This is a genomic window from Pseudomonas sp. SD17-1 (assembly GCF_029201585.1).
Classification (GTDB): Bacteria; Pseudomonadota; Gammaproteobacteria; order Pseudomonadales; family Pseudomonadaceae; genus Aquipseudomonas; species Aquipseudomonas palmensis.
Genome location: NZ_CP104044.1, coordinates 4,490,791 through 4,517,400 on the forward strand (window position 1 = coordinate 4,490,791; position 26,610 = coordinate 4,517,400).

Here is a 26,610-nt window from a genome sequence, read left to right on the forward strand (position 1 = left end):
GACATGATTCTCAAGGCCTGCCTGGGCGCCGTGGTGGTGCTGATCATCGCGGCCCTGGCCAAGACCCGCAATTACTACGTGGCCGGGCTGGTGCCGCTGTTTCCCACCTTTGCCCTGATTGCCCACTACATCATCGGCAAGGGCCGCTCGCTGGAGGACCTGAAGGCCACCATCGTGTTCGGCATGTGGTCGATCATCCCCTACTTCGTGTACCTGGCCGCGCTGTACGTGCTGGTCGACCGCCTGCGCCTGGAGCTGTCACTGGCGCTGGCGGCAGTGGCCTGGCTGATCGCCGCCACCGTGCTGGTCAGCGTATGGGTGCGCCTGCACTAGCGTTGGGCCAGATGGCCCAGCTCTTCGCGGTGCGCCTTCAGGTAAGGCAGTACCGCCGCCAGCAGCGGGGCCTTGAACGGCTCCTGGAAGCGGTGCGCCAGGCCCGGTATCAGGCGTAGCTGGCTGCCCTGGATGTGCGCGGCCAGGTGCACGCCGTGCATCACCGGCAACAGCGGGTCGGCCGTGCCGTGCACCACCAGGGCCGGGACTCGCAGGTTGTCGAGCAGCTCGACACGGCTGGGCTCGGCAAGTATGGCCATGACCTGGCGCTGCACGCCTTCGGGGTTGAAGGCCCGGTCGTAGGCAGTGGCGGCCTGCTGCAACAGGGCCTGGCGATCATCCTGCACCTGCGGGCTGCCCAGCGCGGCCAGCAGGTCGGCCTGCTGCTCCAGGGCCACCTGGCGATTCGGCGCACCGCGCCGGGCCAACTGCCGAACCAGCGCCGGCGCAGGCGCCGGCAGCCCCTGCGCCCCCGAACTGGACATGATCAGGGTCAGGCTCTCGACCCGCTCGGGCGCCATCGCCGCCAGGTGCTGGGCAATCATTCCACCCATGCTCACCCCCAGCACATGAAAGCGCTGCGCGTGCAGCGCATCCATCAGCGCCAGGCCATCAGCGGCCATGTCGCTCAGGCTGTAGGGCGCCGCCACCGGCAGGCCGAGCCGGTAGCGCAGCGCCTCGACCGTCAGATTGGCCTGGGCGGGGGACTGGTTCCAGCGCGACAGGCCGACGTCGCGGTTGTCGTAGCGGATCACCCTGAAGCCCTGCTGGCACAGCGCAAGTACCACCTCGTCGGGCCAGTGGATCAACTGGCCGCCCAGGCCCATGACCAGCAGCAGGGCCGGGTCGCTGTCACGCCCGATGCTCTGATAGGCCAGGCTGACCGGCCCCGCCTCGGCGTATCGGATAGCTGAAGTGATGTCGCAGCGAGGCGCCGCGAACGAAGAAAAGGCGCTGCACAGCGCCACCAGAAACAGGATTGCCCGCATGAAAGAAACACCAGAGTGCAGTTCGCCAGTAAAGCGCGAGTCTGATGAAGTTCATGCCGGCGCGCTGCCACAGATCGGTGACCGTTTGATGACAACTGCCGGGCGGTCGACAGCATCGTCAACATGAGACAAACTCAACGAATTGTCTCATCCATCAAATTCTGTTCATGGAGCACCCTGGTGCTGGAAATTCGCCACCTCAAGACCCTGCACGCCCTGCGCGAAGCCGACAGCCTGGTGGAGGCCGCCGAGCGCCTGCACCTGACCCAGTCGGCGTTGTCCCACCAGTTCAAGGAACTCGAAGAACGCCTGGGCATGCAACTGTTCACCCGCAAGACCAAGCCGATCCGCTTCACCAGCGCCGGCCTGCGCCTGCTGCAACTGGCCGATGCCACCCTGCCGCTGCTGCGCGGCGCCGAACGGGACATTGCGCGCCTGGCCGGCGGCACTGCCGGGCGCCTGCACATGGCCATCGAGTGCCACAGCTGCTTCCAGTGGCTGATGCCCACCATCGACCAGTTCCGCGATGCCTGGCCAGAGGTGGAGCTGGACCTGGCCTCGGGCTTCGCCTTCGCCCCGCTGCCGGCCCTGGCCCGTGGCGACCTGGACCTGGTGGTGACCTCCGACCCGCTGGAGCTGACCGGTATCACCTACGTGCCGCTGTTCACCTACGAGGCGATGCTGGCGGTGGCCAACCAGCACGTACTGGCCTCCAGGCCCTACGTGGTGCCGCAGGACCTGGCCACGGAAACCCTGATCACCTACCCGGTGGAACGCGACCGCCTGGACATCTTCACGCGCTTTCTGGAGCCTGCCGACATCGAGCCCGGGCAGGTGCGCACCGCCGAGCTGACGGTGATGATGATGCAGTTGGTGGCCAGCGGACGCGGGGTGTGCGGCATGCCGCACTGGGCCCTGCACGAGTACAGCTCGCGCGGCTACGTGAAGGGCAAGCGCCTGGGTGAAAAGGGCCTGTTCGCCACGCTGTACGCCGCAGTGCGCAGCGACATGCTCGATGCACCGTACATGCGCGACTTTCTGCTGACCGCCAAGGACACCTCGTTCTCGACCCTGGATGGGGTCAGTGCGGTGCGCTGAAGGTTCAAGCGGCAAGCATCAGGCCAGTTTGCGTTGTTCCTGCACCAGGCGCAGCGCAAGGGCCGCCAGCACAAAGCCCATCACGTAGCGCTGCAACATCAGCCACAGCGGGTAGCGCGCGAACCAGGCCGACAGGCCGGCGGCGAACAGTGCGATCAGCAGGTTCACGGTGAAGCTCACGCCGATCTGGGTCAGGCCCAGGGTCAGGCTCTGCGCCAGCACCGAGCCGTGCTCGGGCGAAATGAATTGCGGCAGCACCGACAGGTAGAACACCGCCACCTTGGGGTTCAGCACGCTGGTCAGAAACCCCATCGTCACCAGCCGCGCCGGTGAATCCGGGGCCACCTCACGGGGCTCGAACGGCGAGCGCGCACCCGGCTTGACCGCCTGCCAGGCCATCCACAGCAAGTAGCCGGCACCGGCCCAGCGCAGCAGGTCGTAACCCAGCGGCACGGCCATGAACAACGCGGTGAGGCCCACAGCTGCGGCCGTCATGTGCACCAGAAACCCGCCCACCACACCGATCAGCGACGTCACGCCGGCCATGCGGCCCTGGCAGATCGAGCGCGAGATCAGGTAGATCATGTTCGGCCCGGGGGTCAGTACCATCAGCAGCGCGGCGCCGCTGAACAGCAGCCATTCGTGCAGCGGGATCATTGCGCGGCCCGTTGCAGGTGCAGCGGCAGGATCAGGTCGCGGGTCAGCGGCGCCAGTTCGAGGTGATCCACCTGGTGGGCATCGACCCAGCAGGCTTCCTCGATTTCCGCTGCGGGTTCAAGCGTCAGGTCGGTGTGCAACTGAAACAGCTCGGCTTGCACTTCGAAACCCGGCTCGTTGGCCGCCGGTGCGCTGAACTGGCCCAGGTACTGCGCCTGCTGCGGGTCGATGCGCAGGCCCAGCTCTTCGAACAGCTCGCGGGCCAGGGCATCCACGGGTTGCTCGTGGGGTTCGATCTTGCCGCCAGGCTGCATGAAGGCCAGGGTGCCGCGCTTGCGTACCAACAGGGTTCGGCCCTGAGCGTCGAGCAACAGGGCAGCGGCGATACGGATGGTTTTGCTCATGGTGGGCGGCTCGTGGCGGGGAAGGCGCGCTAGGATCACATGCTGGCGCAGGGCTTTCAATCTTGCTGAGCGCTTCGCCGGCAAGGCCGGCTCCCACAGGTTCGGCGCATTCCTTGTAGGAGTCGGCCTTGCCGGCGAAGCGGCCGCAGCAGCCTGACGAAAGCCCCTTGCAACCAGGGCGCAACGGCCGCATAAACAGCTGATGAACCTGCCCGCCCGCAATCACCCGGTACTCGACGCCTTCCACCTCGCCGTCCGTGCCTGGTTCCAGCACCGTTTCGCCACGGTGACCGCCGCCCAGGCCCAGGCATGGCCGCTGATCCGCAGCGGGCAATCGCTGCTGGTGGCGGCCCCCACCGGCTCCGGCAAGACCCTCACCGCGTTCCTCGCGGTCCTCGACGAACTCTTCACCCAGGCCCTGCAAGCCGGCGGCGAGCTGCCCGAACAGACGCTGGTGGTGTACGTCTCGCCGCTCAAGGCGCTGTCCAACGACATCCAGCTCAACCTGCAGGCCCCCCTGGCCGGTATCAGCGCCGAACTGGCCGCCCTCGGGCTGCCCACCCCTACCCTGCGCACCGCAGTGCGCAGCGGCGATACCCCGCAGAAGGAACGCGCGGCCATGCGCCGCCAGCCCCCGCATATCCTGGTGACCACCCCCGAGTCGCTGTACGTGCTGCTCGGCTCGACGTCCGGGCGCCAGGGCCTGGCCTCGGTGCACACGGTAATCGTCGACGAGATCCACGCCGTGGCCGGCAACAAGCGCGGCAGCCACCTGGCGTTGAGCCTGGAACGCCTGCAGGCGCTGTGCCAGCGCCCGCTGCGGCGCATCGGCCTGTCGGCCACCCAGCGTCCGATCGAGCGGGTGGCGCAGTACCTGGTGGGCCACCAGCGCCCGTGCGCCCTGGTGGATATCGGCCATGCGCGCCAGCGCGACCTGGCCATCGAGGTACCGCGCGCGCCACTGGGCGCGGTGATGGCCAACGATGTGTGGGAACTGGTCTACGATCGCCTCGCGCAACTGGCCCGCGAGCATCGCACCACCCTGGTGTTCGTCAACACCCGGCGCCTGGCCGAGCGCCTGGCGCGCCACCTGAGCGAGCGCCTGGGGCGCGAGGCGGTGGCCGCGCACCATGGCAGCCTGGCCAAGGAATTTCGCCTCGACGCCGAGCAGCGTCTCAAGCGCGGCGAGCTGCAGGTGCTGGTGGCCACCGCCTCGCTGGAGCTGGGCATCGACATCGGCGAGGTCGACCTGGTGTGCCAGATCGGCTCGCCTGGCTCGATTGCCGCGCTGCTGCAGAGGGTTGGCCGCTCCGGACACCAGGTGGACGGCACCCCCAAGGGTCGTGTGTTCGCCACCACCCGCGACGAGCTGATCGAGTGCGTGGCCCTGCTCGACTGCGTGCGCCGTGGCGAGCTGGACGAGCTGCATATCCCCAACGCACCGCTGGACGTGCTGGCCCAGCAGATCGTCGCCGAGGTCAGTTGCCAGCCCTGGGACGAACAGGCGCTGTTTGCGTGCCTCACCCGCGCGATGCCCTACGCCAATCTCGACCAGGCACATTACCAGGCCCTGCTGCGCATGCTCGCCGAAGGCTACAGCGGGCGCCAGGGCGTGCGCGGCGCGTACCTGCACCGCGATGCGGTCAGTGCCCAGTTGCGTGGAAGGCGCGGCAGCCAGCTGGCTGCCCTGACCAGTGGCGGGGCGATACCGGACAACGCCGACTACCGCGTGCTGCTCGAACCCCAGGCCTTGAACATCGGCAGCGTGAACGAAGACTTCGCGGTGGAGAGCATCGCCGGCGACATCTTCCAGCTGGGCAACGCGTCGTACCGCATCCTGCGCGTGGAGGCCGGCAAGGTACGGGTAGAGGATGCCCACGGGCAACCGCCGACCATCCCCTTCTGGCTGGGCGAGGCGCCGGGGCGCAGCGACGAGCTGTCCTTCGCGGTGGCACGCCTGCAAGCCGAAATCGACCAGCGCCTGGATGCCAGCGGCGGCCAGCTGCAACCGCTGCTGACCTGGCTGCACGCCACGCTCGGGCTGAACGCGGACAGCGCCGAGCAACTGCTCGACTACCTGGCCCGCACCCGCCAGGCCCTCGGCGCCCTGCCCTCGCAGGACACGCTGATCATGGAGCGCTTTTTCGATGAGTCCGGCGGTACCCAGCTGATCATCCACTCGCCCTTCGGCAGCCGCATCAACCGCGCCTGGGGGCTGGCACTGCGCAAACGCTTCTGTCGCACCTTCAATTTCGAGTTGCAGGCGGCAGCCAGCGAGGATGCGCTGATCCTGTCGCTGTCGGCCGGCCACAGTTTTGCCCTGGAAGAGGTGTGGCGCTACATTTCCAGCGCCAGTGCCGAGCACCTGCTGACCCAGGCCGTGCTCGATGCGCCGCTGTTCGGCGTGCGCTGGCGCTGGAACGCCGGGGTGTCGCTGGCACTGCCGCGCTATGCCGGCGGGCGCAAGGTCGCCCCGCAGATCCAGCGCATGAAAAGCGAAGACCTCACCGCTGCCGTGTTCCCCGACCAGCTGGCGTGCCTGGAAAACATCGTCGGCGAGCGCGAGATTCCCGACCACCCGCTGGTGGAGCAGACCCTCGACGACTGCCTGCACGAGGCGATGGATTGCGAGGGCTGGGTGAACCTGCTGCGGCGCATCGAAGACAAGCGCATCCGCCTGATCTGCCGCGACCTGCCGGCGCCTTCGCCCCTGGCGGCGGCGATCCTGAATGCACGTCCATACGCCTTTCTCGATGACGCACCGCTGGAAGAGCGGCGCACCCAGGCCGTGCTCAACCGGCGCTGGAGCGACCCGCAAAGTGCCGACGACCTGGGCGCACTGGATCCGCAGGCGATTGCCGCAGTGCGTGCCGAGGCCTGGCCGTTGCCAGGCGGCGCTGACGAAATGCACGAGGCACTGATGAGCCTGGCGGCCGTGTGCGATGCCGAGGTGCAGGCCAACCCGGGCTGGCTGGCATGGCTGCAGCAACTGGCCGCCGGCGCACGCGCCTGCCACCTGAAGTTGCCGCAGGGTGGCGGCCTGTGGCTGGCCCGCGAACGCCTGCCGTGGCTGCTGGCGCTGTACCCGCAAGCGGCGCCCACCCCATTGCCCGGGTTCGATCAGCCCATCGATGCCGACAGTGCTGCCGTGGAACTGCTGCGCGCGCGCCTGAGCGGCTTCGGCCCGCTGACCAGCAGCGAGATCGGCGCGCCGCTGTGCCTGAGCCCCTCACAGGTCGAGCAGGCCATGCTGCGCCTGGAAGCGGAGGGCTATGTGATGCGCGGGCACTTCAGCCCGGGCCACACCCCTGAACAATGGTGCGAACGCCACCTGCTGGCGCGCATCCACCGCTACACGCTCAAGCGCCTGCGCCGCGAAATCGAGCCGGTCAGCCTGCAGGACTTCATGCGCTTTCTGTTCGACTGGCAGCACCTTTCGCCCGGCACCCGGCTGGAGGGCCCGGCGGCGCTGGGCGAGGCGCTGACCCAACTGGAAGGCTTCGCCGCAGCGGCCTCGGCCTGGGAAAGCGACCTGCTGCCGAGCCGGCTGCGCGACTACAGCGGGCAGTGGCTGGACGATGCCTGCCGGGCCGGCAAGTTCGTGTGGGCTCGCCTGGCCCCTTCGGGCAAGGCTGCGGCCAGTACCCTGCGCAGCACCCCTGTCGTGCTGCTGCCACGGGCGCGGCTGGGGTTGTGGCGAGCACTGGCCGCCACCGACGACGCCCCGGCACCGTCGCCCCGCGCGCAACGTGTACTGGCCGCGCTCAGCGAGCACGGCGCACTGTTTTTCGATGAGCTGCGCGACGAGGCACGCCTGTTGCCCAGCGAGCTGGAGACAGTCCTGCAGGAGCTGGTGGCGGCCGGGCAGATCAGTGCCGACAGCTTTGCCGGCCTGCGTGCACTGATCACCCCGGCCAGCAAGCGCCAGGCACGCAGCCATCGGCGCGGTCGCGGGGCATTCAGTGGCGGCATGGAGGACGCCGGGCGCTGGGCATTGCTGCGCCGCGCCGGCACGCCGGCCGAGGACGCCCTGGAACAGGTGGCCCTGACCCTGCTGCGCCGCTATGGCGTGGTGTGCTGGCGGCTGCTCGAACGCGAGGCCGACTGGCTGCCGAGCTGGCGGGACCTGCTGCGCACGTTGCACCGCCTGGAGGCGCGTGGCGAGATCCGTGGCGGTCGCTTCATCAGCGGGCTGGCCGGCGAACAGTTCGCCTTGCCCGAGGCCATCGGCGTATTGCGCGAAGTACGCAGGCGCCCGCTGGATGGCAGCCTGGTGGCGGTGAGTGCCAGCGACCCGCTGAACCTGGTGGGCACCTTGCTGCCCGGCACCAAGGTGGCAGCGGTGAGCGGCAACCGGGTGGTGTACCGCGACGGCGTGGCGGTGGCGGCGCGGGTGGCGGGCAAGGCGCAGTACTGGGTGCAGGAGGATGCGGCGCTGCGTGAGCGGGTGGTGCGCGGTGTCCATCACTGATCCCGAAGCTTTGCGGTGTGTGCAGGAGCCGGCATTGCCGGCGAAGGCCGCAACGCTGTCTTGATGGGTTCACTGGCATCCAATCCCCCATTCGATATAAGGTCTTGGATTGCCTGCAAAAGGAACCCGCATGAGCCTCTCCCTCCTCAGCCGTTATGCCTTCTTCGCCGCGTGTGTCGTGTTCACCCTCGCCAGCCTGCCGTTCCTGCACCACGACTGGCTGTGGCCCTTCACCCTGGTCACCGGCCTGCTCAGCCTGCTGGGCCTGTTCGACCTGCTGCAGAGCCGCCATGCGGTGCGGCGCAACTACCCGATTTTGGGCAACATCCGCTACCTGGTGGAGGGCATCCGCCCGGAAATCCGCCAGTACCTGCTCGAATCCGACAGCGATGCGCTGCCCTTCTCCCGCGCCCAGCGCTCGCTGGTGTACTCGCGGGCCAAGAACGAAACCGCCGACAAGCCGTTCGGCACCCTGATCGACGTCTACCAGTCGGGCTTCGAGTTCATCGGCCACTCCATGCGCCCGGCACCGCTCAGCGACCCCGAGAGCTTTCGGGTGATCGTCGGCGGCCCGCAGTGCACCCAGCCCTATTCGGCCTCGGTGTTCAACATCTCGGCCATGAGTTTCGGCTCGCTCAGCGCCAACGCCATTCGCGCCCTCAACCAGGGTGCCAAGCTCGGCAACTTCGCACATGACACCGGCGAGGGCAGCATCAGCCCCTACCACCGCGAACATGGCGGCGACCTGACCTGGGAACTGGGCAGCGGCTACTTCGGCTGCCGCACCTCGGACGGTCGCTTCGACCCCGAGCGCTTCGCGCAGCAGGCCAGCAGCCCGCAGGTGCGCATGATCGAAATCAAGATGAGCCAGGGCGCCAAGCCCGGCCACGGCGGCATCCTGCCCAAGCACAAGGTGACCCAGGAAATCGCCGACACCCGCGGCATCATGATGGGCGAAGACTGCATCTCGCCGTCGCGCCACAGCGCATTCTCCACCCCCATCGAGCTGATGCAGTTCATTGCCCAGCTGCGCGAGCTGTCCGGCGGCAAGCCGGTCGGCTTCAAGTTCTGCCTGGGCCACCCGTGGGAGTTCATGGGCATTGCCAAGGCCATGCTCGAGACCGGCATCCTGCCCGACTTCATCGTGGTCGACGGCAAGGAAGGCGGCACCGGCGCCGCGCCGGTGGAGTTCACCGACCACATCGGCGTGCCGCTGCGCGAAGGGCTGCTGTTCGTGCACAACACCCTGGTGGGGCTGAACCTGCGCGACAAGATCAAGCTGGGCGCCAGCGGCAAGATCGTCAGTGCGTTCGATATCGCCAGCGTGCTGGCCATCGGTGCCGACTGGGCCAACTCGGCGCGCGGCTTCATGTTCGCCATCGGCTGCATCCAGTCGCAAAGCTGCCATACCAACAAGTGCCCGACCGGCGTGGCCACCCAGGACGGCCTGCGCCAGCGGGCGCTGGTGGTACCGGACAAGGCGCAGCGGGTGTTCAGCTTCCACCGCAACACGCTCAAGGCGCTGGCCGAGATGCTCGCCGCCGCCGGGCTGGATCACCCCTCGCAGCTGGAGGCCAAGCACCTGGTGCGGCGCATGTCGGCCACCGAGATCAAGCTGTTCTCGCAGCTGCACGTGTTCCTCAAGCCGGGTGAACTGCTTACCGGCGAGGTGAACGGCGAGTTCTACTCGCGGATGTGGCAGATGGCGCGGGCAGACAGTTTCGAGCCCAACGCCGAAGCGGCGTAACGACGTCGCCGACTCCTCACCTGCAGGAGCCGGCATTGCCGGCAAAGGGGCGGTACAGCCACACAAAAACCCCGGCCTGGGCCGGGGTTATGTACATCAGGATGCGCTGGATGCCGCCACTGCTTCACTGTCGCCCTTGGGCGCCAGCTTGAACACGTGGTACAGCACCGTCAGCATTACCAGGAACGCCGGGCCGATGAACAGCGCCACGCGGGTTTCCTCGAAGTAGGCCATCAGGCCGACCACTAGGATCAGGAACGCCAGGGCCAGGTAGGAACTCAGCGGCCACAGCCACATGCGGTACTTGAGCGCGGCCCGTTCGGCCTGGCTCAGCCCGGCGCGAAAGCGCAGTTGCGCCAGCAGGATCATCACCCAGGTCCAGATCGCGCCGAAGGTGGCGATCGAGGTCACCCACACGAAGACCTTTTCAGGTACCAGGTAGTTGGCCAGCACGCCCAACAGCAGCGCGCCGATCGACAGCAGCAGTGCATTGCGCGGCACGCCGTTGCGCGAGGTGCGCGCAAAGCTGGCCGGCGCCTGGCCGTTCTGCGCCAGGCTGTAGAGCATGCGCCCGGTACTGAAGATACCGCCGTTGCACGACGACAGCGCCGCGGTGATCACCACGAAGTTGATGATGCCGGCTGCGGTCTTGATGCCCAGGCGCTCGAAGGTCATCACGAACGGGCTGCCCTGGCTGCCGATCTCGTTCCACGGGTACAGCGACAGGATCACGAACAGCGCGCCGACGTAGAACAGCAGGATGCGCCAGAACACCGAGCCGATGGCCTGCGGGATGGTCTTTTGCGGGTTGCGCGCTTCACCGGCGGTAAGGCCGATCATCTCCACGCCCAGGTAGGCGAACATCACCATCTGCAGCGACATCAGCACGCCGGTCACGCCGTTGGGCATGAAGCCGCCGTGACTCCACAGGTTGGAGATGCCCAGCGCCACACCGTCGTTGCCGAAGCCGAAGGCGATCACGCCGATGCCGCCCAGCACCATGGCGATGATGGTCACGATCTTGATCAGGGCGAACCAGAACTCGAACTCGCCGAAGGCCTTCACCGCCACCAGGTTGATCGCGCCCATGCTGCCCAGCGCCGCCAGGGCCCAGATCCAGCGCGGTACGTCCGGAAACCAGATGCCCATGTAGATGGCCACCGCGGTGATCTCGGCGACACAGGTCACCAGCCACAGGAACCAGTAGTTCCAGCCGGTCAGAAAGCCCGCCAGCGGGCCCAGGTAGTCTTGTGCGTAGCGGCTGAAGGACCCGGCCACCGGGTTGTGCACGGCCATCTCGCCCAGCGCGCGCATGATCACCAGGATCGCCAGGCCGCCGATGATGTAGGACAGCATGATCGCCGGCCCGGCCATTTCGATGGCCTTGGCCGAACCGAGGAACAGCCCGACACCGATACAGGCGCCCAGCGCCATCAGGCGAATGTGACGTTCGCCGAGTTCCCGCTTGAGTGGGCCGCCCTGGGCGGTCTCACCATGAGAAGGGTGGTTGCCGACTGGCATAGGAATACAACCTCATTTTGTTATTGGATATAACCCTTCGTGCAGGCTGTACAGCGCCGATAGGCTGCTGTTTCGCCGCGCCGGGCTCACCTTGTGGGCAAGCACGTCGACCGGTGCGCGGAGCACCGGCCGAGCGAAAGGGGCGAGCAGTATAGGAAGGCCGCTACAGGGCTTTTCACTATATAAACCCCGATATTTGGCGAGAACTCTCGGCAATTACCGCTTATTCGGAGTGGCATTACCCGCGCTTGGCCGTGCGGGTGTCAACCGGGCGGCTAACATAGCACCAAAACGGGGCAACACAACCTTGCACCAAAGGCGCATGTTCGCGCCGTGATTGGCGAACCTGCCGCTGGCAACCCACAAATTTTTCATCAATTGCGACCAGCGTCTAAGCTTCAGGCAAGCGAGACGAACATACGCAGCCGGGCTGAACACTATGGGCGCACAGTGGCAAACGGAACCAGACAAGACGCAGGCTGCCGCAGAACAACCGGATACTCCCGCATTGCCCAAACGTCCCCGCCGGCGCTATGGCTGGTGGCTGTTCGGCCTGCTGGTGCTGGGGGCCCTGGTACTGCTGGGCCTGGCGATCGCCCGTGAAATGCACACCTCGCGCCTGCAGGCGCGCGAGTTCAGCCAGTTCGCCGCCACCCTGAGCTATTCGATGCACAAGGGCCCCAGCGATGCCGTCATCTACCCGGGCGAAGGCCCGTTCGACAAACGCCTGGGCTACAGCGCGCTGGGCGAGTTTCTGCCGCGGCTGTTCAAGCGCGATTACGTGATCGTCGAGCAGGCGCGTTTTTCGCCGGCGCTGATGAACTATGTGCAGCACGGGTTCTTCGTGCCCTATGCCGAGAAGATCCAGGCCGGCCTGTCGATCACCGACTGCAAGGGCGACGCGCTGTACCAGTTCCATTACCCGCAGCACCTTTACCCGGATTTCGCCTCGATCCCGCCGGTGATCGTGCACAGCCTGCTGTTCATCGAGAACCGCGACCTGCTCGACCCCGCCGATCCGCGCAGCAACCCGGCGGTGGACTGGCCGCGCTTCGCCATGGCCGCCTACAGTCAGGTCGCCAAGCACCTGGCCCTGCCCGGCCAGTCGGCCGGCGGCAGCACGCTGGCCACGCAGCTGGAAAAATACCGCCACTCCCCCGATGGCCTCACGGTGTCGGGCAGCGAGAAACTGCGCCAGATGATTTCGGCCAGCGTGCGCGCCTACCAGGACGGGCCGCAGACCCTGGGCGCACGCCAGCGCATCGTGCGCGACTACCTCAACAGCGTGCCGCTGTCGGCGGTGCCCGGCCACGGCGAAGTGCACGGCATGGCCGAGGGCCTGCGGGTGTGGTACGGCGCCGACTTTGCCGAGGTCAACAAGACCCTGGCCAGTACCGACAGCGACCCGGCCAGCCTGGCCGCGCGTGGCCTGGCACTGCGCCAGGTGCTGTCGCTGATGATCGCCCAGCGTCGCCCGTCGCACTTTCTGTCCAAGGGTCGCAACGAACTGGCCACCCTCACCGACAGCCACGTGCGCCTGCTGGCCGCCAACAACATCATCGACCGCCCGCTGGCCGATGCCGCGCTGGCAAGCAAGGTGGTGTTTCGCGACTGGGTGGCGCAGCCGACCATCGTGCCCATCGTCACCAACAAGGGCATCAGCGTGGCCCGCAGCCGCTTGTCGTCGGCGCTGGGGCGCCCGCTGTACGACCTGGACCGCCTCGACCTGTCGGCCACCAGCACGCTGCAGGCCGACCTGCAGGGGCAGGTCAGCGAGTACCTCAAGAGCCTCGCCGACCCGGCCTTTGCGGCGCAGATGGGGCTGATTGGCGAACGCCTGCTGACCCCCACCAGCACCACCCAGGTGCGCTACAGCTTCACCCTGCTGGAACGCACCGCCGACGGCTCGCGGGTACGGGTACAGACCGACAGCACCGACCAGCCGTTCGACATCAACGAGGGCAGCAAGCTTGAGCTGGGCTCCACCGCCAAGTTGCGGGTGCTGACCCAGTACCTGGAAATCATCGCCGAGCTGCACGACAAGTACGTCGACATGACCCCGGCCCAGTTGAGCAAGGTGGAGGTGGCCGACACCGACTTCATCAGCCGCTGGGCCCTGGATTACCTGGCCCGCAACAAGGACCGCAACATCACCGCGATGCTCGACGCGGCGCTGGAGCGCAAGTATTCGGCCAGCCCCGGCGAAGCCTTTTTCACCGGCGGCGGCATGCATGTGTTCAACAACTTTCGCCGCGAGGACAACGGCCGCATGCCGACCCTCAAGGATGCCCTGCGCGAGTCGATCAACCTGCCCTTCATTCGCCTGATGCGCGACCTGGTGCGCTACAGCACCTATTCGGCACCGGGCAACAGCGGCAAGTTGCTCAAGGACGATGCCGAGCCGCGGCGCCAGGAATACCTTGCCCGCTTCGCCGACCGCGAGGGCACCGACTTCATGCGCCGGTTCTGGAAGAAGTACCAGCGCAAGACCTCCCAGGAACGCCTGGACACCTTTCTCGACAGCCTGCGGGTCACGCCGATCCGCCTGGCCGCCGTGCACCGCTACCTGTTCCCCGAGGCCGACCAGGCCACCTTCAACGCCTTCGTGCGCGCGCACATGAAGGCCGAGCCAGGGACGGCCAAGCGGCCACCGCTGAAAAAGGACCAACTGACCGACCAGCGTCTGGAAGGCCTGTATGCCGCCTACGGCCCGGGCACCTACGACCTGCCCGACCAGGGCTACATCGCCCGGGTGCACCCGCTGGACCTGTGGCTGCTGGGCTACCTGCTGAAGAACCCCACCGCAAGCTTTCAGGACGCGGTGCTGGCCAGCCATTTCGAACGCCAGGAAGTCTACAGCTGGCTGTTCAAGAGCCGGCACAAGGGCGCCCGTGACAGCCGTATCCGTACCATGGTCGAGATCGAGGCGTTCCTCGACATTCACCAGCGCTGGAAGCGCGTGGGCTACCCGTTCGATCACCTGGTGCCATCGCTGGCCACCGCCATTGGCAGCTCGGGCGACCGCCCGGCGGCGCTGGCCGAGCTGGTGGGCATCATCCAGAACGACGGCGTGCGCCTGCCGGTGCTGCGTATCGACACCCTGCACTTCGCCGCCGACACGCCCTATGAACTGCGCCTGGCCGGTGACCCGGACCGGGGCCAGCGGGTGCTGTCGGTGGAAGTGGCGCGGGCCCTGCGCGGGGCCATGTCGCAGGTGGTGGACGCCGGTACGGCACGACGGGTGTCGGGGAGCTTCAAGCTGCCCGATGGCACCCTGCTGACCATGGGCGGCAAGACCGGCACCGGGGACAACCGCATCGAGAGCTTCGGTGCTGGCGGGCGGCTGATCGGTTCGCGTTCGTTGAACCGCACCGCGACGTTCGTGTTCTTTCTGGGCGACAACCATTTCGGCACCTTGACGGCGTTCGTGCCGGGGCGCGCGGCCGAGGCATTCAAGTTCACCTCGGCGTTGCCGGTGCAGGTGCTCAAGGGCATGGCGCCGATATTGCTGCCATACCTGCAACCGGGGGGCAACACGTTGTGCACGCCGCCGCTGGTGGCAACGCAAGACCTTTCGAAGCCCTGACGCCATTCGCCCGCCTGCAGCGACCACACGCTTGCGTGCAGGATCCGGCCTTGCCGGCGAAACAGATCAGCGCCAAATGCGAAAAATAATCATCTCCACGTCTTGCGTTAAGATATATCTTGAGTAATATCTTTAGATACATCGCAACGCAGACAGGAGACAGTCCATGCGTGACCATCACCCACCCCACCGCGACAGCGGCGAGCGCCATGACGGCTTCGAGCGCCGGCACGGCCGTGAACGCGGCGACCGTGGCCCCCGCGTGTTCGCCCCCGGCGATCTCAAGTTGCTGCTGCTGGCAATGCTTTCGGAAAAGCCCGGCCACGGCTACGACCTGATCCGCCAGATCGAGGCCGAGTTCGACGGCGGCTACAGCCCCAGCCCCGGCGTGATCTACCCGACCCTGACCTTTCTCGAAGAGAGCGAGCTGATCAGCGGCGAAGTCCACGGCAGCAAGAAGCTCTACAGCGTCACCGACGCCGGGCGCCAGTCGCTGGTCGACCAGGCCATCGCCCTGGACGGCGTGCGCACGCGCATCGAGGTGAGCAAGCGCTCGATGCGCGTGCACGACCGTCCGCCGGAAATCCACGAAGCCGTACACAACCTGCGCCATGCCTTGCAGATCCACGCCGGGCGCTGGAACCCCGCAGAGATCGAGCGGGTACGCACCCTGCTCAACGACACCGCAAAAGCCATCGTTGCCGGCCCGGCAACCCCCACCCAGGAGACTTCCGAATGACGGACAGCCCCAACCTTTCGATCCATCGCGTCAACCACGAGATCAAGCGCCGCCGCCTCGAGGTACTGCGCGTGACCGAGCTGACCCCGCGCATGCGCCGCATCACCCTCGGCGGCGCCGAGCTGCAGGGCTTTCTCAGCGTCGGCAGCGACGACCACGTCAAACTCATGTTCGCCTGCTCCCCCGAAGAACAGGTGGCCCTGGACAACCCCGGCGCCACCGACGTGCGACCGACCATGCGCGAGTACACCCCGCGGCGCATCGACCTGGCCGCCGGCGAGCTGGACCTGGACTTCGTGCTGCACGGCGATGGCCCCGCCTCCACCTGGGCGGCCCAGGCCGAACCCGGCCATTACCTGCATATCGCCGGGCCACGCGCCTCGCTGGTGGTGCCGGACATCTTCGACAGCTACCTGCTGGTGGGCGATGAAACCGCCATCCCGGCCATCGGCCGCCGGCTCGAAGAGTTGCCAGCCGGACGCCAGGTGCTGGCGGTGATCGAAATCGAGGACGACCAGGAACGCCAGCCGCTGCCCAGCGCGGCGCAGGTCGAGGTGATCTGGGTACGGCGCCACCAGCAGGACGTGCTGCAGGTGTTGCGCGACCTGAGCCTGCCGTCGGGCACGCTGTACGCCTGGGTTGCCCTGGAAAAGGCGCTGACGCGCAAGGCCAAGAGCCTGCTGCTGGAAGAGAAAGGCGTGAACGAGGCGTACCTCAAGGCGGCCGCCTACTGGCGACTGGACCCCAACGACGAGGAATAAGCGTCGACCTTCAGGGTTGCGCCTGGGCCCGTGCCAGGCGCCTGCCCTGCCAGCGGTCGAGGACGATCAGCAGCACGCCGACCAGAATGAAGCCCCCCAGCATGGCCAGCGCATTGAGCAGCACCTGCGCATAGCCCAGGCTCGCCACATCGACGAACGGGTACGGATAGAAACCGATACCGTGACCGCGCGCCAGCACATACCCAAAGTACCCCAGCGGGTATACCAGCCAGCCCAGCAGGTGCGTGAAACGCAACTGCCCCTTGGGCACGCACCACCACCAGTACAGCGCATAGGCCGCCGGCATCACGTCGTGCAGCAGCTCATCGGCCAGCCATTGCCAGCCCTGCGGTTGCCACAGGTGACGCAGCAACAGGCTGTAGGCCAGCGCCACGAACACGATGCTCACCGCCACCCCGGAACTCACCCAGGGCGACAGCCACCAGCGCCGCGCCGCCGATTCACGGCCAAAGGCCGCCTGGGTCAGCACCGTGGCCACCAGGGTATTGCTCAACACCGTGAAATAACCGAACAGATTCACCAGCCCGCCCAGCAGGCTGGCCTGATCCTGCCAGCGCGCCAGCAGCACCAGATACAGCTGGATGGTCAACGCCGCCCAGCCAAGGCCCGCCAGCAGGCCGATGCCCATGCGACGGTCAGCCACCGGCATCGGCTCAGCGACCGCGTTGCAGCTTCAGGTACAGGCGCTCGACCTTCTCCCGCGCCCAGGGCGTCTTGCGCAGGAAGGTCAGGCTCGACTTGATGCTCGGGTCACTCTTGAAGCAGCGGATATCGATGCGCTGCGCCAGCCCTTCCCATTGGTAGTGCGCCACCAGCGCGGTGAGGATCTGTTCCAGTGTCACGCCATGCAGCGGGTTGTTGTCAGCGGCAGTCATGCCTGTGCTCCAGCCAAACGAAGGTGCGCACCTTAGCCCAGGTGCGGCGGCGCGTCAGCACCTGGTGCGGCCTTTCTCGATCAAGGGCACCTGAGGTGATTCTAGTGACCACGAAGGCTCTGGACAGCACCTTGGCATTTATTGTTTTACGGTAATGTTATATTGTAACCAAAACGATAACTGCCAAAGGACCCCACCATGCGTCACCTGCCGCTCCACCTCTCCCCCCTTGCCGCCGCACTGTGGCTGGCCTCGCTGCCCAGCCACGCGGTTGAACTGCAACCCCAGGTCATCACCGCCAACCCGTTGGGCACCCCGCTGGCAGCCCCCAGCAGCGTGCTCGAAGGCGACACATTGACCCTGCAGCAAAAGGGCAGCCTGGGCGAAACCCTGAACACCCAGCCCGGCGTCGCCTCCACCTGGTTCGGCCCGGGCGCCAGCCGCCCGGTGATCCGCGGCCTGGACGGCGACCGGATCCGTATCCTGCGCAACGGCGTGGGTGCACTGGATGCCTCTTCGCTGTCGTACGACCACGCCGTGCCACTGGACCCGGTGAACGTCGAGCGCGTCGAGATCGTGCGCGGCCCGGCCGCCCTGCTCTACGGTGGCAATGCCATCGGCGGGGTGGTCAACACCTTCGACAACCGCATCCCCGACGCGCCGGTGCAAGGCATTCATGGTGCCGGCGAGCTGCGCTACGGGGGCGCCGACACCACCCGCAGCAGTGCGGGCAAGCTGGAAGCCGGCGATGGCCGCTTCGCCCTGCACCTGGACGCCAACAGCCGCCAGTTCAACGACTTGCGCATCCCCGGCTACGCCCGCAGTTCGAAGGTGCGCGATGCCGACGAACCCGGCGGCAAGCATCGCCTGGAAAACAGCGACGGGCGCCAGGACGGTGGTGCCGTCGGCGGTTCGTACAACTGGGAACACGGTTACGCGGGCCTGTCCTACAGCCGCTACGATGCCAACTACGGTTCGGTGGCCGAGCCCGGCGTGCGTCTGGCCATGGAACAGGACCACTACGCCTTTGCCTCCGAACTGCGCGACCTCGACGGCCCGTTCAGCTCGCTCAAGTTCGACGCCGGCTACACCGACTACAAGCATCAGGAGCTGGAAGGCGGCGAGGTGCATACCACCTTCAAGAACAAGGGCTACGAGGCCCGCGTCGAGGCTCGGCACCAGCCGCTGGGGCCGGTGGAAGGCGTGATCGGCGCCCAGGTCACCCGCAACGAGTTCTCGGCGTTGGGCGAAGAAGCCTTCGTGCCGCAGACCGATACCGACAGCCTGGCGCTGTTCGTGCTCGAACAGTGGAAGGCCACCGACCGCCTCGACCTGAGCCTGGGCGCACGCCTGGAGCACACCCGGGTCGACCCCGACAGCCAGGGCAGCGAACGTTTCGCCCAGGCCGACAGCGCCAGCAGCTTCACCGCCGCCAGCCTGTCCTCGGGTGCGGTGTACCAGTTGACCCCGGTGTGGTCGCTGGCCGCCAGCCTTGGCTACACCGAACGTGCACCGACCTTCTACGAGCTGTATGCCAATGGCGCTCACGTCGCCACCGGCACCTACGAGGTGGGCGACCCGGGGCTTTCGAAGGAGAAGGCGATCTCCAGCGACCTGGCCCTGCGTTTCGACAACGGCACGCACAAGGGCAGCGTGGGCGTGTTCTACAGCCACTTCCGCAACTACATCGGCCTGCTGGCCAGCGGCAACCTGCGCGAAGGGCATGATCACGATCACGGGGATGACGATCACGATCACGACCATGATCACGAGCATGGCGACGTGCCCGAATACCTCTATCACGGCGTGCGCGCCCGCTTCTACGGCATCGAAGCCCAGGACCGCTGGCAACTGCTGGAAAACGCCTACGGCAGCTTCGCCCTGGAACTGTCTGGCGACTACACCCGCGCCAAGAACCTGGATACCGGCGAAGACCTGCCACGCATTGCCCCGCTGCGCCTGAACAGCGGCCTGACCTGGAACCTTGAACGCTGGCAGGCACGGGTCGACGTGCAGCATGCCAGCAGCCAGCATCGCAAGCCGGCCAATGAAACCAGCACCGACGGCTACACCACCCTGGGGGCCAGCGTGGGCTATCGCTTCGAGATCGGCCAGAGTGAATGGCTGGCCTTCGTGCGCGGCGAAAACCTCACCGACCAGACCGTACGCTATGCCAGTTCGATCCTGCGCGACATCGCCCCAGCGCCGGGTCGCAGCGTCCAGGTAGGCCTGCGAACCACCTTCTGAACCCACACCGTTGCCGGATTGTTACCCATCCGGCAACGGTCACTCTTGCTGATCCGGCTTTTTTTCCGGCACGTTCGCCTATATCCTCCCCGCCTCAAGCTGAACCGCTTCACCTATTCCTGATACTGCCTTGCCCTCGACGATGCCTGCATCTCGGGCAATTTGCCGTTCTTCCAACAATCAAAAGACAGCGCTATCTCATGCATCAGTTCCATCATCTGCCCCCCGCCGCCGCGACCTTGCTGGCAGGCCTGGCCGCCAGCACCCTGGCCTGCAGCCTGCAGGCCGCCCCCCTCTTGGACGGCGACTCGCCCTGGATGCTCGGCGACTGGGGCGGCACACGCTCGGCGCTGGCCGAGCGCGGCTACGACTTCACCCTGGGCTACACCGGGGAGATGGGCAGCAACCTGCACGGTGGCCACGACCACAGCAACACCGCCCGCTACAGCGACCAGTTCAGCCTGGGCAGCCACCTGGACCTGCAGAAGATCCTCGGCTGGCAGGGCGCCGAATTCCAGTTGACCGTGACCGAGCGCCACGGCAACAACATCAGCAACGATCGCATCAACGATCCGCGGGTGGGCGGCTTCACCTCGGCCCAGGAAGTCTGGGGCCGTGGCCAGACCTGGCGGCTGACCCAGATGTGGTTCAAGCAGACGTACCTGGACGGCGACCTCGACGTGAAGGTCGGGCGCTTCGGCCAGGGCGAGGACTTCAACAGCTTCCCCTGCGACTTCCAGAACCTGGCCTTCTGCGGCTCGCAGGTGGGCAACTGGGCCGGCAGCATCTGGTACAACTGGCCGGTGAGCCAGTGGGCCCTGCGCGTCAAGTACCACCTTACGCCGGAACTCTACGCCCAGGTCGGTGCCTACGAACAGAACCCCTCCAACCTCGAGCGCCAGAACGGCTTCAAGCTCAGCGGCAGCGGCACCCAGGGCGCAGTACTGCCGGTGGAACTGGTGTGGACGCCGGCCATCGACGGCCTCAAAGGGGAATATCGCGCCGGTTACTACTACAGTAGTCCCAAGGCACAAGATGTTTACAAGGACGGCAACGGCCAACCGGCAGCCCTCAGTGGCCAGGACTATCGCAGCAGCTCGAGCAAGCACGGGTTCTGGCTGGGGGCACAGCAGCAGGTGACGTCGTTGGCCAGCGATCACTCACGTGGCCTGAGCGTTTTTGCCAATGCCACGCTGCACGACAAGAAGACCAATGCCATCGACAACTATGTTCAGGCAGGTGTGGTTTACAAAGGGCTGTTCGATGCCCGCGCCAAGGACGACATCGGCTTCGCCCTCGCTCGCGTGCACGTCAACCCGGCCTATCGCAGGAACGCCGAGGCCCGCAACCGCGCCAATGCCCTCTTCGACTACGACAACCCCGCCTTCCTGCCCGTCCAGGACACCGAGTACAGCGCCGAGCTGTATTACGGCATCCACCTGGCCCAGTGGCTGACCGTGCGCCCGAACCTGCAGTACATCCGCCACCCGGGCGGGGTCGGGCACGTGGACGACGCGCTGATCGGCGGCCTCAAGATCCAGAGCAGCTTCTGAACGGGCCCTGCGGCTCGAACCTTTTCACCTTGATGGAGAACACACGATGAGCACTGATGGTGCCTTGAGTAGAACCCGCTGGCTGCCGAGACTGCTCGGCGTGCTGCTGTTGCTGATGGGGCTGGCGCTGCTGGCCGGCGGTATCAAGCTGAGCCAGCTCGGCGGCTCGCTGTATTACCTGATCGCCGGTATCGGCTTTGCCCTGTCGGGCGTGCTGCTGCTGGCACTGCGCCGCACCGCGCTGGGCCTGTACGGCCTGGTGCTGCTGGGTAGCACCCTGTGGGCATTGTGGGAGGTCGGCCTGGACTGGTGGCAACTGGTACCGCGCCTGTCGCTGTGGTTCGCCCTGGGCGTGGTGTTGCTGCTGCCGTGGGCACGCCGCCCGCTGCTGGGCCAGCCCGGCAAGCTCAACACCGGGCTGCTGAGCCTGGCGGTGGTGCTGTCGGGCGCCACCGCAGTGGCGAGCCAGTTCACCTTCCCGGGTGAAATCAAGGGCGAGCTGGGCCGCGACAGCACCGAGCTGAGCAGCACCGCGCCGGCCATGCCCGATGGCGACTGGCAGGCCTACGGGCGCACCGAATTCGGTGACCGCTACTCGCCGCTGCGCCAGATCACCCCGAACAACGTGCACAAGCTCGAAGAGGCCTGGCGCATTCGCACCGGCGACCTGCCGACCAGCGATGACCCGGTCGAGCTGACCAACGAGAACACCCCGCTCAAGGTCAATGGCAAGCTGTATGCCTGCACCGCGCACAGCAAGGTGCTGGCCCTGGACCCGGATACCGGTGCCGAGATCTGGCGCTTCGATCCGCAGATCAAGAGCCCGGTGGGCTTCAAGGGCTTTGCCCACATGACCTGCCGTGGCGTGTCGTACTACGACGAAAACAACTACGTGAACATGGACGGCGCCCCTGCGCCGAAAATCTCCGAAGCCGGCCAGGCCGTGGTGCGCAGCTGCCCGCGTCGCCTGTACCTGCCCACCGCCGATGCGCGCCTGATCGCGATCAACGCCGACACCGGCAAGGTCTGCGAAGGCTTCGGCAACCAGGGCGTGGTCGACCTGACCCAGGGCATCGGCCCGTTCACCGCCGGTGGCTACTACTCCACCTCGCCTGCTGCGATCACTCGCGAGCTGGTGATCATCGGTGGCCACGTCACCGACAACGAGTCCACCAACGAGCCCTCGGGCGTGATCCGTGCCTACGACGTGCATGACGGTCGTCTGGTCTGGAACTGGGACAGCGACAACCCGGACGAGACCGCGCCGCTGGCACCGGGCAAGACCTACAGCCGCAACTCGGCCAACATGTGGTCGCTGGCCAGCGTCGACGAGAAGCTGGGCATGGTGTACCTGCCACTGGGCAACCAGACCCCTGACCAGTGGGGCGCCGACCGCACCCCAGGTGCCGAGAAGTTCAGTGCCGGCATCGTCGCCCTGGACCTGGCCACCGGCAAGGTACGCTGGAACTACCAGTTCACCCACCACGACCTGTGGGACATGGACGTCGGCAGCCAGCCGACCCTGCTCGACCTGAAGACCGCCGACGGCGTCAAACCTGCGCTGATCGCCCCGACCAAGCAGGGCAGCCTGTACGTGCTCGACCGTCGTGACGGCAGCGCCATCGTGCCGATCCGCGAGATCCCGGCGCCCCAGGGCGCGGTCAAGGGCGACCACACCGCACCGACCCAGGCCCGCTCGGACCTGAACCTGCTGGGCCCGGACCTGACCGAGGCGGCCATGTGGGGCGCCAGCCCGTTCGATCAGATGCTGTGCCGTATCCAGTTCCGCGAACTGCGCTACGAGGGCCAGTACACCCCGCCGTCGGAGCAGGGCAGCCTGATCTACCCGGGCAACGTGGGCGTGTTCAACTGGGGCGGCGTGTCGGTCGACCCCGTGCGTCAGCTGCTGTTCACCAGCCCCAACTACATGGCCTTCGTGTCGAAGATGGTGCCGCGTGCCGAAGTGGCCGAGGGCAGCAAGCGCGAAAGCGAGACCAGCGGCGTGCAGCCCAACACCGGCGCACCTTACGCGGTGATCATGCACCCGTTCATGTCGCCCCTGGGCGTACCGTGCCAGGCCCCGGCCTGGGGCTATGTGGCCGGTATCGACCTGACCACCAACAAGGTGGTGTGGAAGCACAAGAACGGCACCAGCCGCGACAGCTCGCCGATTCCGATCGGCCTGCCGGTGGGTGTACCGAGCATGGGCGGCTCGATGGTGACGGCCGGCGGCCTGGGCTTTTTGAGCGGCACCCTGGACCAGTACCTGCGTGCGTATGACGTGAACACCGGCAAGGAGCTGTGGAAATCGCGCCTGCCGGCTGGCGGCCAGGCCACGCCGATGACCTACACCGGCAAGGATGGCCAGCAGTACGTGCTGGTGATGGCTGGCGGGCACGGTTCGCTGGGCACCAAGATGGGCGATTACGTGATCGCCTACAAACTGGCGCAGTGATCGACCGCTGAACCTGGGCTGCCGTGCAGCCCTTCGCCGGCAAGGCCGGCGCCTGCAGGACCATGTGACAGCATGGCCCGGCAGGCGCCGGCCTTGTCGCTGAAGGGGCCGCCCGGTACTGCACATACCTGTCCGCCCATTGAAACCTCCCCCCTCCCGCCCCATCTAAGCACCATAGTCATTCACGCAGGTGCCCCATGAGCGACCAGCAGGATCTCCCCGAACATCCCGACCAAGACGCTGAAGTCGAGCATCTCGACGCCTCCGACCACACCGGTCGCACCCTCGCCATCCCCGGCCAGCAACTGCCGGACAAGGTCTACGTGATCCCGATCCACAACCGCCCGTTCTTCCCCGCGCAGGTACTGCCGGTGATCGTCAACGAAGAACCCTGGGCCGAGACCCTGGACCTGGTGGCCAAGACCCCGCATCACAACCTGGCGCTGTTCTTCATGGACACCCCGCCCGAAGACCATCGCCACTTCGATACCTCGGCCCTGCCGCTGTACGGCACCCTGGTCAAGGTGCACCACGCCAGCCGAGAGAACGGCAAGCTGCAGTTCGTCGCCCAGGGCCTGACCCGCGTGCGGATCCGCACCTGGCTCAAGCACCACCGCCCGCCCTACCTGGTGGAAGTCGAATACCCGCACCAGCCCAGCCAGCCGACCGACGAGGTCAAGGCCTACGGCATGGCCCTGATCAACGCGATCAAGGAGCTGCTGCCGCTCAATCCGCTGTACAGCGAGGAGCTGAAGAACTACCTCAACCGCTTCAGCCCCAACGACCCTTCGCCGCTCACCGACTTTGCCGCCGCCCTGACCTCCGCCACCGGCAACCAGCTGCAGGAAGTGCTCGACTGCGTGCCCATGCTCAAGCGCATGGAAAAGGTGCTGCCGATGCTGCGCAAGGAAGTCGAGGTGGCACGCCTGCAGAACGAGATCTCTGCCGAGGTGAACCGCCAGATCGGCGAGCACCAGCGCGAGTTCTTCCTCAAGGAACAGCTCAAGGTCATCCAGCAGGAGCTGGGCCTGACCAAGGACGACCGCAGCGCCGACCTGGAGCAGTTCCAGCAGCGCCTGGCAGGCAAGACCCTGCCCGCTGCGGCGCAAAAGCGCATCGACGAAGAAATGGGCAAGCTGTCGATCCTGGAGACCGGCTCGCCCGAGTACGCCGTCACCCGCAACTACCTGGAATGGGCCACCGCCCTGCCCTGGGGCGTGTACGGCAAGGACAAGCTCGACCTCAGGCATGCACGCAAGGTGCTCGACCAGCACCACGCCGGCCTGGATGACATCAAGGATCGCATCATCGAGTTCCTTGCCGTGGGCGCCTACAAGGGCGAGATCAGCGGTTCGATCGTGCTGCTGGTGGGCCCGCCGGGCGTGGGCAAGACCAGCATCGGCAAGTCCATCGCCGAGTCCCTGGGGCGGCCATTCTACCGCTTCAGCGTCGGCGGCATGCGCGATGAGGCCGAGATCAAGGGCCACCGGCGCACCTACATCGGTGCCCAGCCGGGCAAGCTGGTGCAGGCGCTCAAGGACGTCGAGGTGATGAACCCGGTGATCATGCTCGACGAGATCGACAAGATGGGCCAGAGCTACCAGGGCGACCCGGCCTCGGCCCTGCTCGAAACCCTGGACCCGGAACAGAACGTCGACTTCCTCGACCATTACCTGGACCTGCGCCTGGACCTGTCCAAGGTGCTGTTCGTGTGCACCGCCAACACCCTCGATGCCATCCCCGGGCCGCTGCTCGACCGCATGGAGGTGATCCGCCTGTCCGGTTACATCACCGAGGAAAAGGTCGCCATCGCCAAGCGTCACCTGTGGCCCAAGCAACTGGCCAAGGCCGGCGTGGCCAAGGCCAGCCTGGGTATCAGCGACAGCGCATTGCGCACGGTTATCGAAGGCTATGCCCGTGAAGCCGGGGTGCGCCAGCTGGAAAAACAACTGGGCAAGCTGGTGCGCAAGGCCGTGGTGCAGTTGATCGACACACCCGATGCAGTGATAAAGATCGGCCCCAAGGACCTCGAAGCTTCACTCGGCATGCCGGTGTTTCGCAGCGAGCAGGTGCTGTCGGGCAAGGGCGTGATCACCGGCCTGGCCTGGACCAGCATGGGCGGCGCCACGCTGCCGATCGAGGCGACCCGCATCCACACCCTCAACCGTGGCTTCAAGCTCACCGGCCAGCTGGGCGAGGTGATGAAGGAATCCGCCGAGATCGCCTACAGCTACGTCAGCGCCAACCTCAAGCAGTACGGTGGTGAGGTGGGCTACTTCAACGAGTCGTTCATTCACCTGCACGTGCCCGAAGGGGCCACGCCCAAGGACGGCCCGAGTGCCGGGGTGACCATGGCCAGCGCCCTGCTGTCCCTGGCACGCGACCAGGCACCGAAAAAAGGCGTGGCCATGACCGGCGAGCTGACCCTGACCGGGCAGGTATTGCCGATTGGCGGGGTACGCGAGAAGGTGATTGCGGCGCGCCGGCAGAAGATCCACGAGCTGATCCTGCCGGAGGCCAACCGCGGCGACTTCGAGGAACTGCCCGGCTACCTGAAGGCCGGCCTGCAGGTGCATTTCGCCAGGCGCTTCAGCGACGTGGCCAAGGTGCTGTTCTGAAACAGCGGTAACAGAAACAGCGCGGGCTGCAGGCAGCCCGCGCGGGCACCCGGCAGCGAAGCGTGAGAATCTTCCCAAGGCAGCACACTTTCCCTATTATCGGCTGCCCGGACCCTCCCCGAGCCAGGAGTCATGATGACCGCATCCCGTGTGTTACTGAGTTCGAGCCTGATACTCCTGGCCAGCTGTGCCAGCCAGCCCACACCTCCACAGCCGCTGCTGGTGGAAAAACAGAGCCAGTGCCCGGTCACGCTCGATGTCGGCCAGGCCATCACCCTGGCGTTGCCCAGCAACCCCAGTACCGGTTATCGCTGGCTGCTGCAGAATCCGGCCAACAGCGTACTTGCGGCGCTGGGCCCCGAGGTCTACAGCAACCCCGAAGACACCGGCCTGGTGGGCAGTGCCGGCCGATCGCTGTGGCGCTTCAAGGCCAGCGCCAGCGGCAGCGGCCACCTGCTGCTGGTGTATCAGCAACCCTGGGCACCGGAGGTCAAGCCGGCGATGAGCTTCGACTGCGACATCCAGGTACGCTGAG

The 26,610-nt window shown here is 66.5% G+C and carries 18 protein-coding genes; 12 read left to right on the plus strand and 6 right to left on the minus strand.

Annotation, left to right across the window (positions count from 1 at the left end; translation table 11 throughout):
• The first annotated feature begins 6 nt into the window (after positions 1-6).
• The gene (locus tag N0B28_RS20445) at positions 7-333 is read left to right on the plus strand and encodes a GlpM family protein (protein ID WP_173925076.1); all 327 of its coding nucleotides are present in this window, start codon (positions 7-9) and stop codon (positions 331-333) included.
• On the opposite strand, the gene N0B28_RS20450 is transcribed toward N0B28_RS20445, so the two are convergent.
• Positions 330-1,322 carry an alpha/beta hydrolase gene (locus N0B28_RS20450; RefSeq protein WP_275728385.1) on the minus strand — a complete coding sequence of 331 codons (993 nt, stop codon included), beginning with the start codon at positions 1,320-1,322 and terminating at the stop codon, positions 330-332. The two genes, N0B28_RS20445 and N0B28_RS20450, sit on opposite strands and share 4 nt — an antisense overlap.
• Positions 1,323-1,502: 180 nt before the next feature.
• On the opposite strand from N0B28_RS20450, the gene metR reads away from it, so the two are divergent.
• On the plus strand, positions 1,503-2,420 hold the full coding sequence (gene metR, locus N0B28_RS20455; RefSeq protein WP_043861995.1) for a transcriptional regulator MetR: 918 nt from the start codon (positions 1,503-1,505) through the stop codon (positions 2,418-2,420).
• Between the two features lie 18 nt (positions 2,421-2,438).
• On the opposite strand, the gene N0B28_RS20460 is transcribed toward metR, so the two are convergent.
• Complete coding sequence (locus N0B28_RS20460; protein ID WP_043861996.1) at positions 2,439-3,077, minus strand: LysE family translocator; 639 nt, start codon at positions 3,075-3,077, stop codon at positions 2,439-2,441.
• The gene (locus N0B28_RS20465) at positions 3,074-3,481 is read right to left on the minus strand and encodes an NUDIX domain-containing protein (RefSeq protein WP_043861997.1); all 408 of its coding nucleotides are present in this window, start codon (positions 3,479-3,481) and stop codon (positions 3,074-3,076) included. The genes N0B28_RS20460 and N0B28_RS20465 overlap by 4 nt, the downstream gene beginning before the upstream one ends.
• A gap of 202 nt (positions 3,482-3,683) precedes the next feature.
• On the opposite strand from N0B28_RS20465, the gene N0B28_RS20470 reads away from it, so the two are divergent.
• Positions 3,684-7,952 (plus strand): DEAD/DEAH box helicase, encoded by a 4,269-nt coding sequence (locus N0B28_RS20470; RefSeq protein WP_275728390.1) that lies wholly within the window; start codon positions 3,684-3,686, stop codon positions 7,950-7,952.
• A 130-nt stretch (positions 7,953-8,082) separates the two neighbouring features.
• Complete coding sequence (locus N0B28_RS20475) at positions 8,083-9,699, plus strand: FMN-binding glutamate synthase family protein (protein ID WP_054914757.1); 1,617 nt, start codon at positions 8,083-8,085, stop codon at positions 9,697-9,699.
• Positions 9,700-9,795: 96 nt separating this feature from the next.
• Here the strand turns inward: N0B28_RS20475 and N0B28_RS20480 are convergent, their stop codons facing one another.
• Entirely contained in the window at positions 9,796-11,220 is a 1,425-nt protein-coding gene (locus N0B28_RS20480) for an amino acid permease (RefSeq protein WP_043862000.1), read from the minus strand.
• Between the two features lie 439 nt (positions 11,221-11,659).
• Here N0B28_RS20480 and N0B28_RS20485 point away from each other — a divergent pair, with 439 nt between their 5' ends.
• The 3 genes from N0B28_RS20485 (at position 11,660) to N0B28_RS20495 (ending at position 16,306) form a co-directional block, all read left to right on the plus strand.
• Complete coding sequence (locus N0B28_RS20485) at positions 11,660-14,806, plus strand: transglycosylase domain-containing protein (RefSeq protein WP_275728395.1); 3,147 nt, start codon at positions 11,660-11,662, stop codon at positions 14,804-14,806.
• 166 nt (positions 14,807-14,972) lie between these two features.
• Positions 14,973-15,545: a PadR family transcriptional regulator gene (locus N0B28_RS20490; protein ID WP_054914759.1), complete on the plus strand. Its 573-nt coding sequence runs from the start codon at positions 14,973-14,975 to the stop codon at positions 15,543-15,545.
• A complete protein-coding gene (locus N0B28_RS20495; RefSeq protein WP_078480591.1) occupies positions 15,542-16,306 on the plus strand; it encodes a siderophore-interacting protein in 765 nt (254 codons plus the stop codon). The genes N0B28_RS20490 and N0B28_RS20495 overlap by 4 nt, the downstream gene beginning before the upstream one ends.
• A 10-nt stretch (positions 16,307-16,316) precedes the next feature.
• Here the strand turns inward: N0B28_RS20495 and N0B28_RS20500 are convergent, their stop codons facing one another.
• Together N0B28_RS20500 and N0B28_RS20505 are read right to left on the minus strand one after the other, a co-directional pair.
• The gene (locus N0B28_RS20500; RefSeq protein ID WP_058540957.1) at positions 16,317-16,976 is read right to left on the minus strand and encodes a Pr6Pr family membrane protein; all 660 of its coding nucleotides are present in this window, start codon (positions 16,974-16,976) and stop codon (positions 16,317-16,319) included.
• Between the two features lie 4 nt (positions 16,977-16,980).
• Entirely contained in the window at positions 16,981-17,202 is a 222-nt protein-coding gene (locus tag N0B28_RS20505; protein WP_043862005.1) for a VF530 family protein, read from the minus strand.
• A 198-nt stretch (positions 17,203-17,400) separates the two neighbouring features.
• On the opposite strand from N0B28_RS20505, the gene N0B28_RS20510 reads away from it, so the two are divergent.
• The 5 genes from N0B28_RS20510 to N0B28_RS20530 all read left to right on the plus strand — a co-directional run bounded on the left by N0B28_RS20510 (position 17,401) and on the right by N0B28_RS20530 (position 26,609).
• On the plus strand, positions 17,401-19,449 hold the full coding sequence (locus N0B28_RS20510) for a TonB-dependent receptor (RefSeq protein ID WP_058540956.1): 2,049 nt from the start codon (positions 17,401-17,403) through the stop codon (positions 19,447-19,449).
• Between the two features lie 200 nt (positions 19,450-19,649).
• A complete protein-coding gene (locus tag N0B28_RS20515) occupies positions 19,650-21,002 on the plus strand; it encodes a carbohydrate porin (RefSeq protein WP_275728400.1) in 1,353 nt (450 codons plus the stop codon).
• Positions 21,003-21,048: 46 nt separating this feature from the next.
• The gene (locus N0B28_RS20520) at positions 21,049-23,457 is read left to right on the plus strand and encodes a glucose/quinate/shikimate family membrane-bound PQQ-dependent dehydrogenase (protein WP_043862008.1); all 2,409 of its coding nucleotides are present in this window, start codon (positions 21,049-21,051) and stop codon (positions 23,455-23,457) included.
• A gap of 197 nt (positions 23,458-23,654) precedes the next feature.
• Complete coding sequence (lon, locus tag N0B28_RS20525) at positions 23,655-26,075, plus strand: endopeptidase La (protein WP_043862009.1); 2,421 nt, start codon at positions 23,655-23,657, stop codon at positions 26,073-26,075.
• A 135-nt stretch (positions 26,076-26,210) separates the two neighbouring features.
• Complete coding sequence (locus tag N0B28_RS20530; RefSeq protein WP_275728404.1) at positions 26,211-26,609, plus strand: protease inhibitor I42 family protein; 399 nt, start codon at positions 26,211-26,213, stop codon at positions 26,607-26,609.
• Position 26,610: the final 1 nt, after the last annotated feature.

Excerpts from the sequence above, each read along its gene's own strand:
- N0B28_RS20450 (WP_275728385.1), bottom strand. The coding sequence starts at position 1,322 with ATGCGGGCAATCCTGTTTCTGGTGGCGCTGTGCAGCGCCTTTTCTTCG.
- N0B28_RS20460 (WP_043861996.1), bottom strand. The coding sequence starts at position 3,077 with ATGATCCCGCTGCACGAATGGCTGCTGTTCAGCGGCGCCGCGCTGCTG.
- N0B28_RS20465 (WP_043861997.1), bottom strand. The coding sequence starts at position 3,481 with ATGAGCAAAACCATCCGTATCGCCGCTGCCCTGTTGCTCGACGCTCAG.
- N0B28_RS20470 (WP_275728390.1), top strand. The coding sequence starts at position 3,684 with ATGAACCTGCCCGCCCGCAATCACCCGGTACTCGACGCCTTCCACCTC.
- N0B28_RS20475 (WP_054914757.1), top strand. The coding sequence starts at position 8,083 with ATGAGCCTCTCCCTCCTCAGCCGTTATGCCTTCTTCGCCGCGTGTGTC.
- N0B28_RS20480 (WP_043862000.1), bottom strand. The coding sequence starts at position 11,220 with ATGCCAGTCGGCAACCACCCTTCTCATGGTGAGACCGCCCAGGGCGGC.
- N0B28_RS20485 (WP_275728395.1), top strand. The coding sequence starts at position 11,660 with ATGGGCGCACAGTGGCAAACGGAACCAGACAAGACGCAGGCTGCCGCA.
- N0B28_RS20490 (WP_054914759.1), top strand. The coding sequence starts at position 14,973 with ATGCGTGACCATCACCCACCCCACCGCGACAGCGGCGAGCGCCATGAC.
- N0B28_RS20495 (WP_078480591.1), top strand. The coding sequence starts at position 15,542 with ATGACGGACAGCCCCAACCTTTCGATCCATCGCGTCAACCACGAGATC.
- N0B28_RS20500 (WP_058540957.1), bottom strand. The coding sequence starts at position 16,976 with ATGCCGGTGGCTGACCGTCGCATGGGCATCGGCCTGCTGGCGGGCCTT.
- N0B28_RS20505 (WP_043862005.1), bottom strand. The coding sequence starts at position 17,202 with ATGACTGCCGCTGACAACAACCCGCTGCATGGCGTGACACTGGAACAG.
- N0B28_RS20510 (WP_058540956.1), top strand. The coding sequence starts at position 17,401 with ATGCGTCACCTGCCGCTCCACCTCTCCCCCCTTGCCGCCGCACTGTGG.
- N0B28_RS20515 (WP_275728400.1), top strand. The coding sequence starts at position 19,650 with ATGCATCAGTTCCATCATCTGCCCCCCGCCGCCGCGACCTTGCTGGCA.
- N0B28_RS20520 (WP_043862008.1), top strand. The coding sequence starts at position 21,049 with ATGAGCACTGATGGTGCCTTGAGTAGAACCCGCTGGCTGCCGAGACTG.
- lon (WP_043862009.1), top strand. The coding sequence starts at position 23,655 with ATGAGCGACCAGCAGGATCTCCCCGAACATCCCGACCAAGACGCTGAA.
- N0B28_RS20530 (WP_275728404.1), top strand. The coding sequence starts at position 26,211 with ATGACCGCATCCCGTGTGTTACTGAGTTCGAGCCTGATACTCCTGGCC.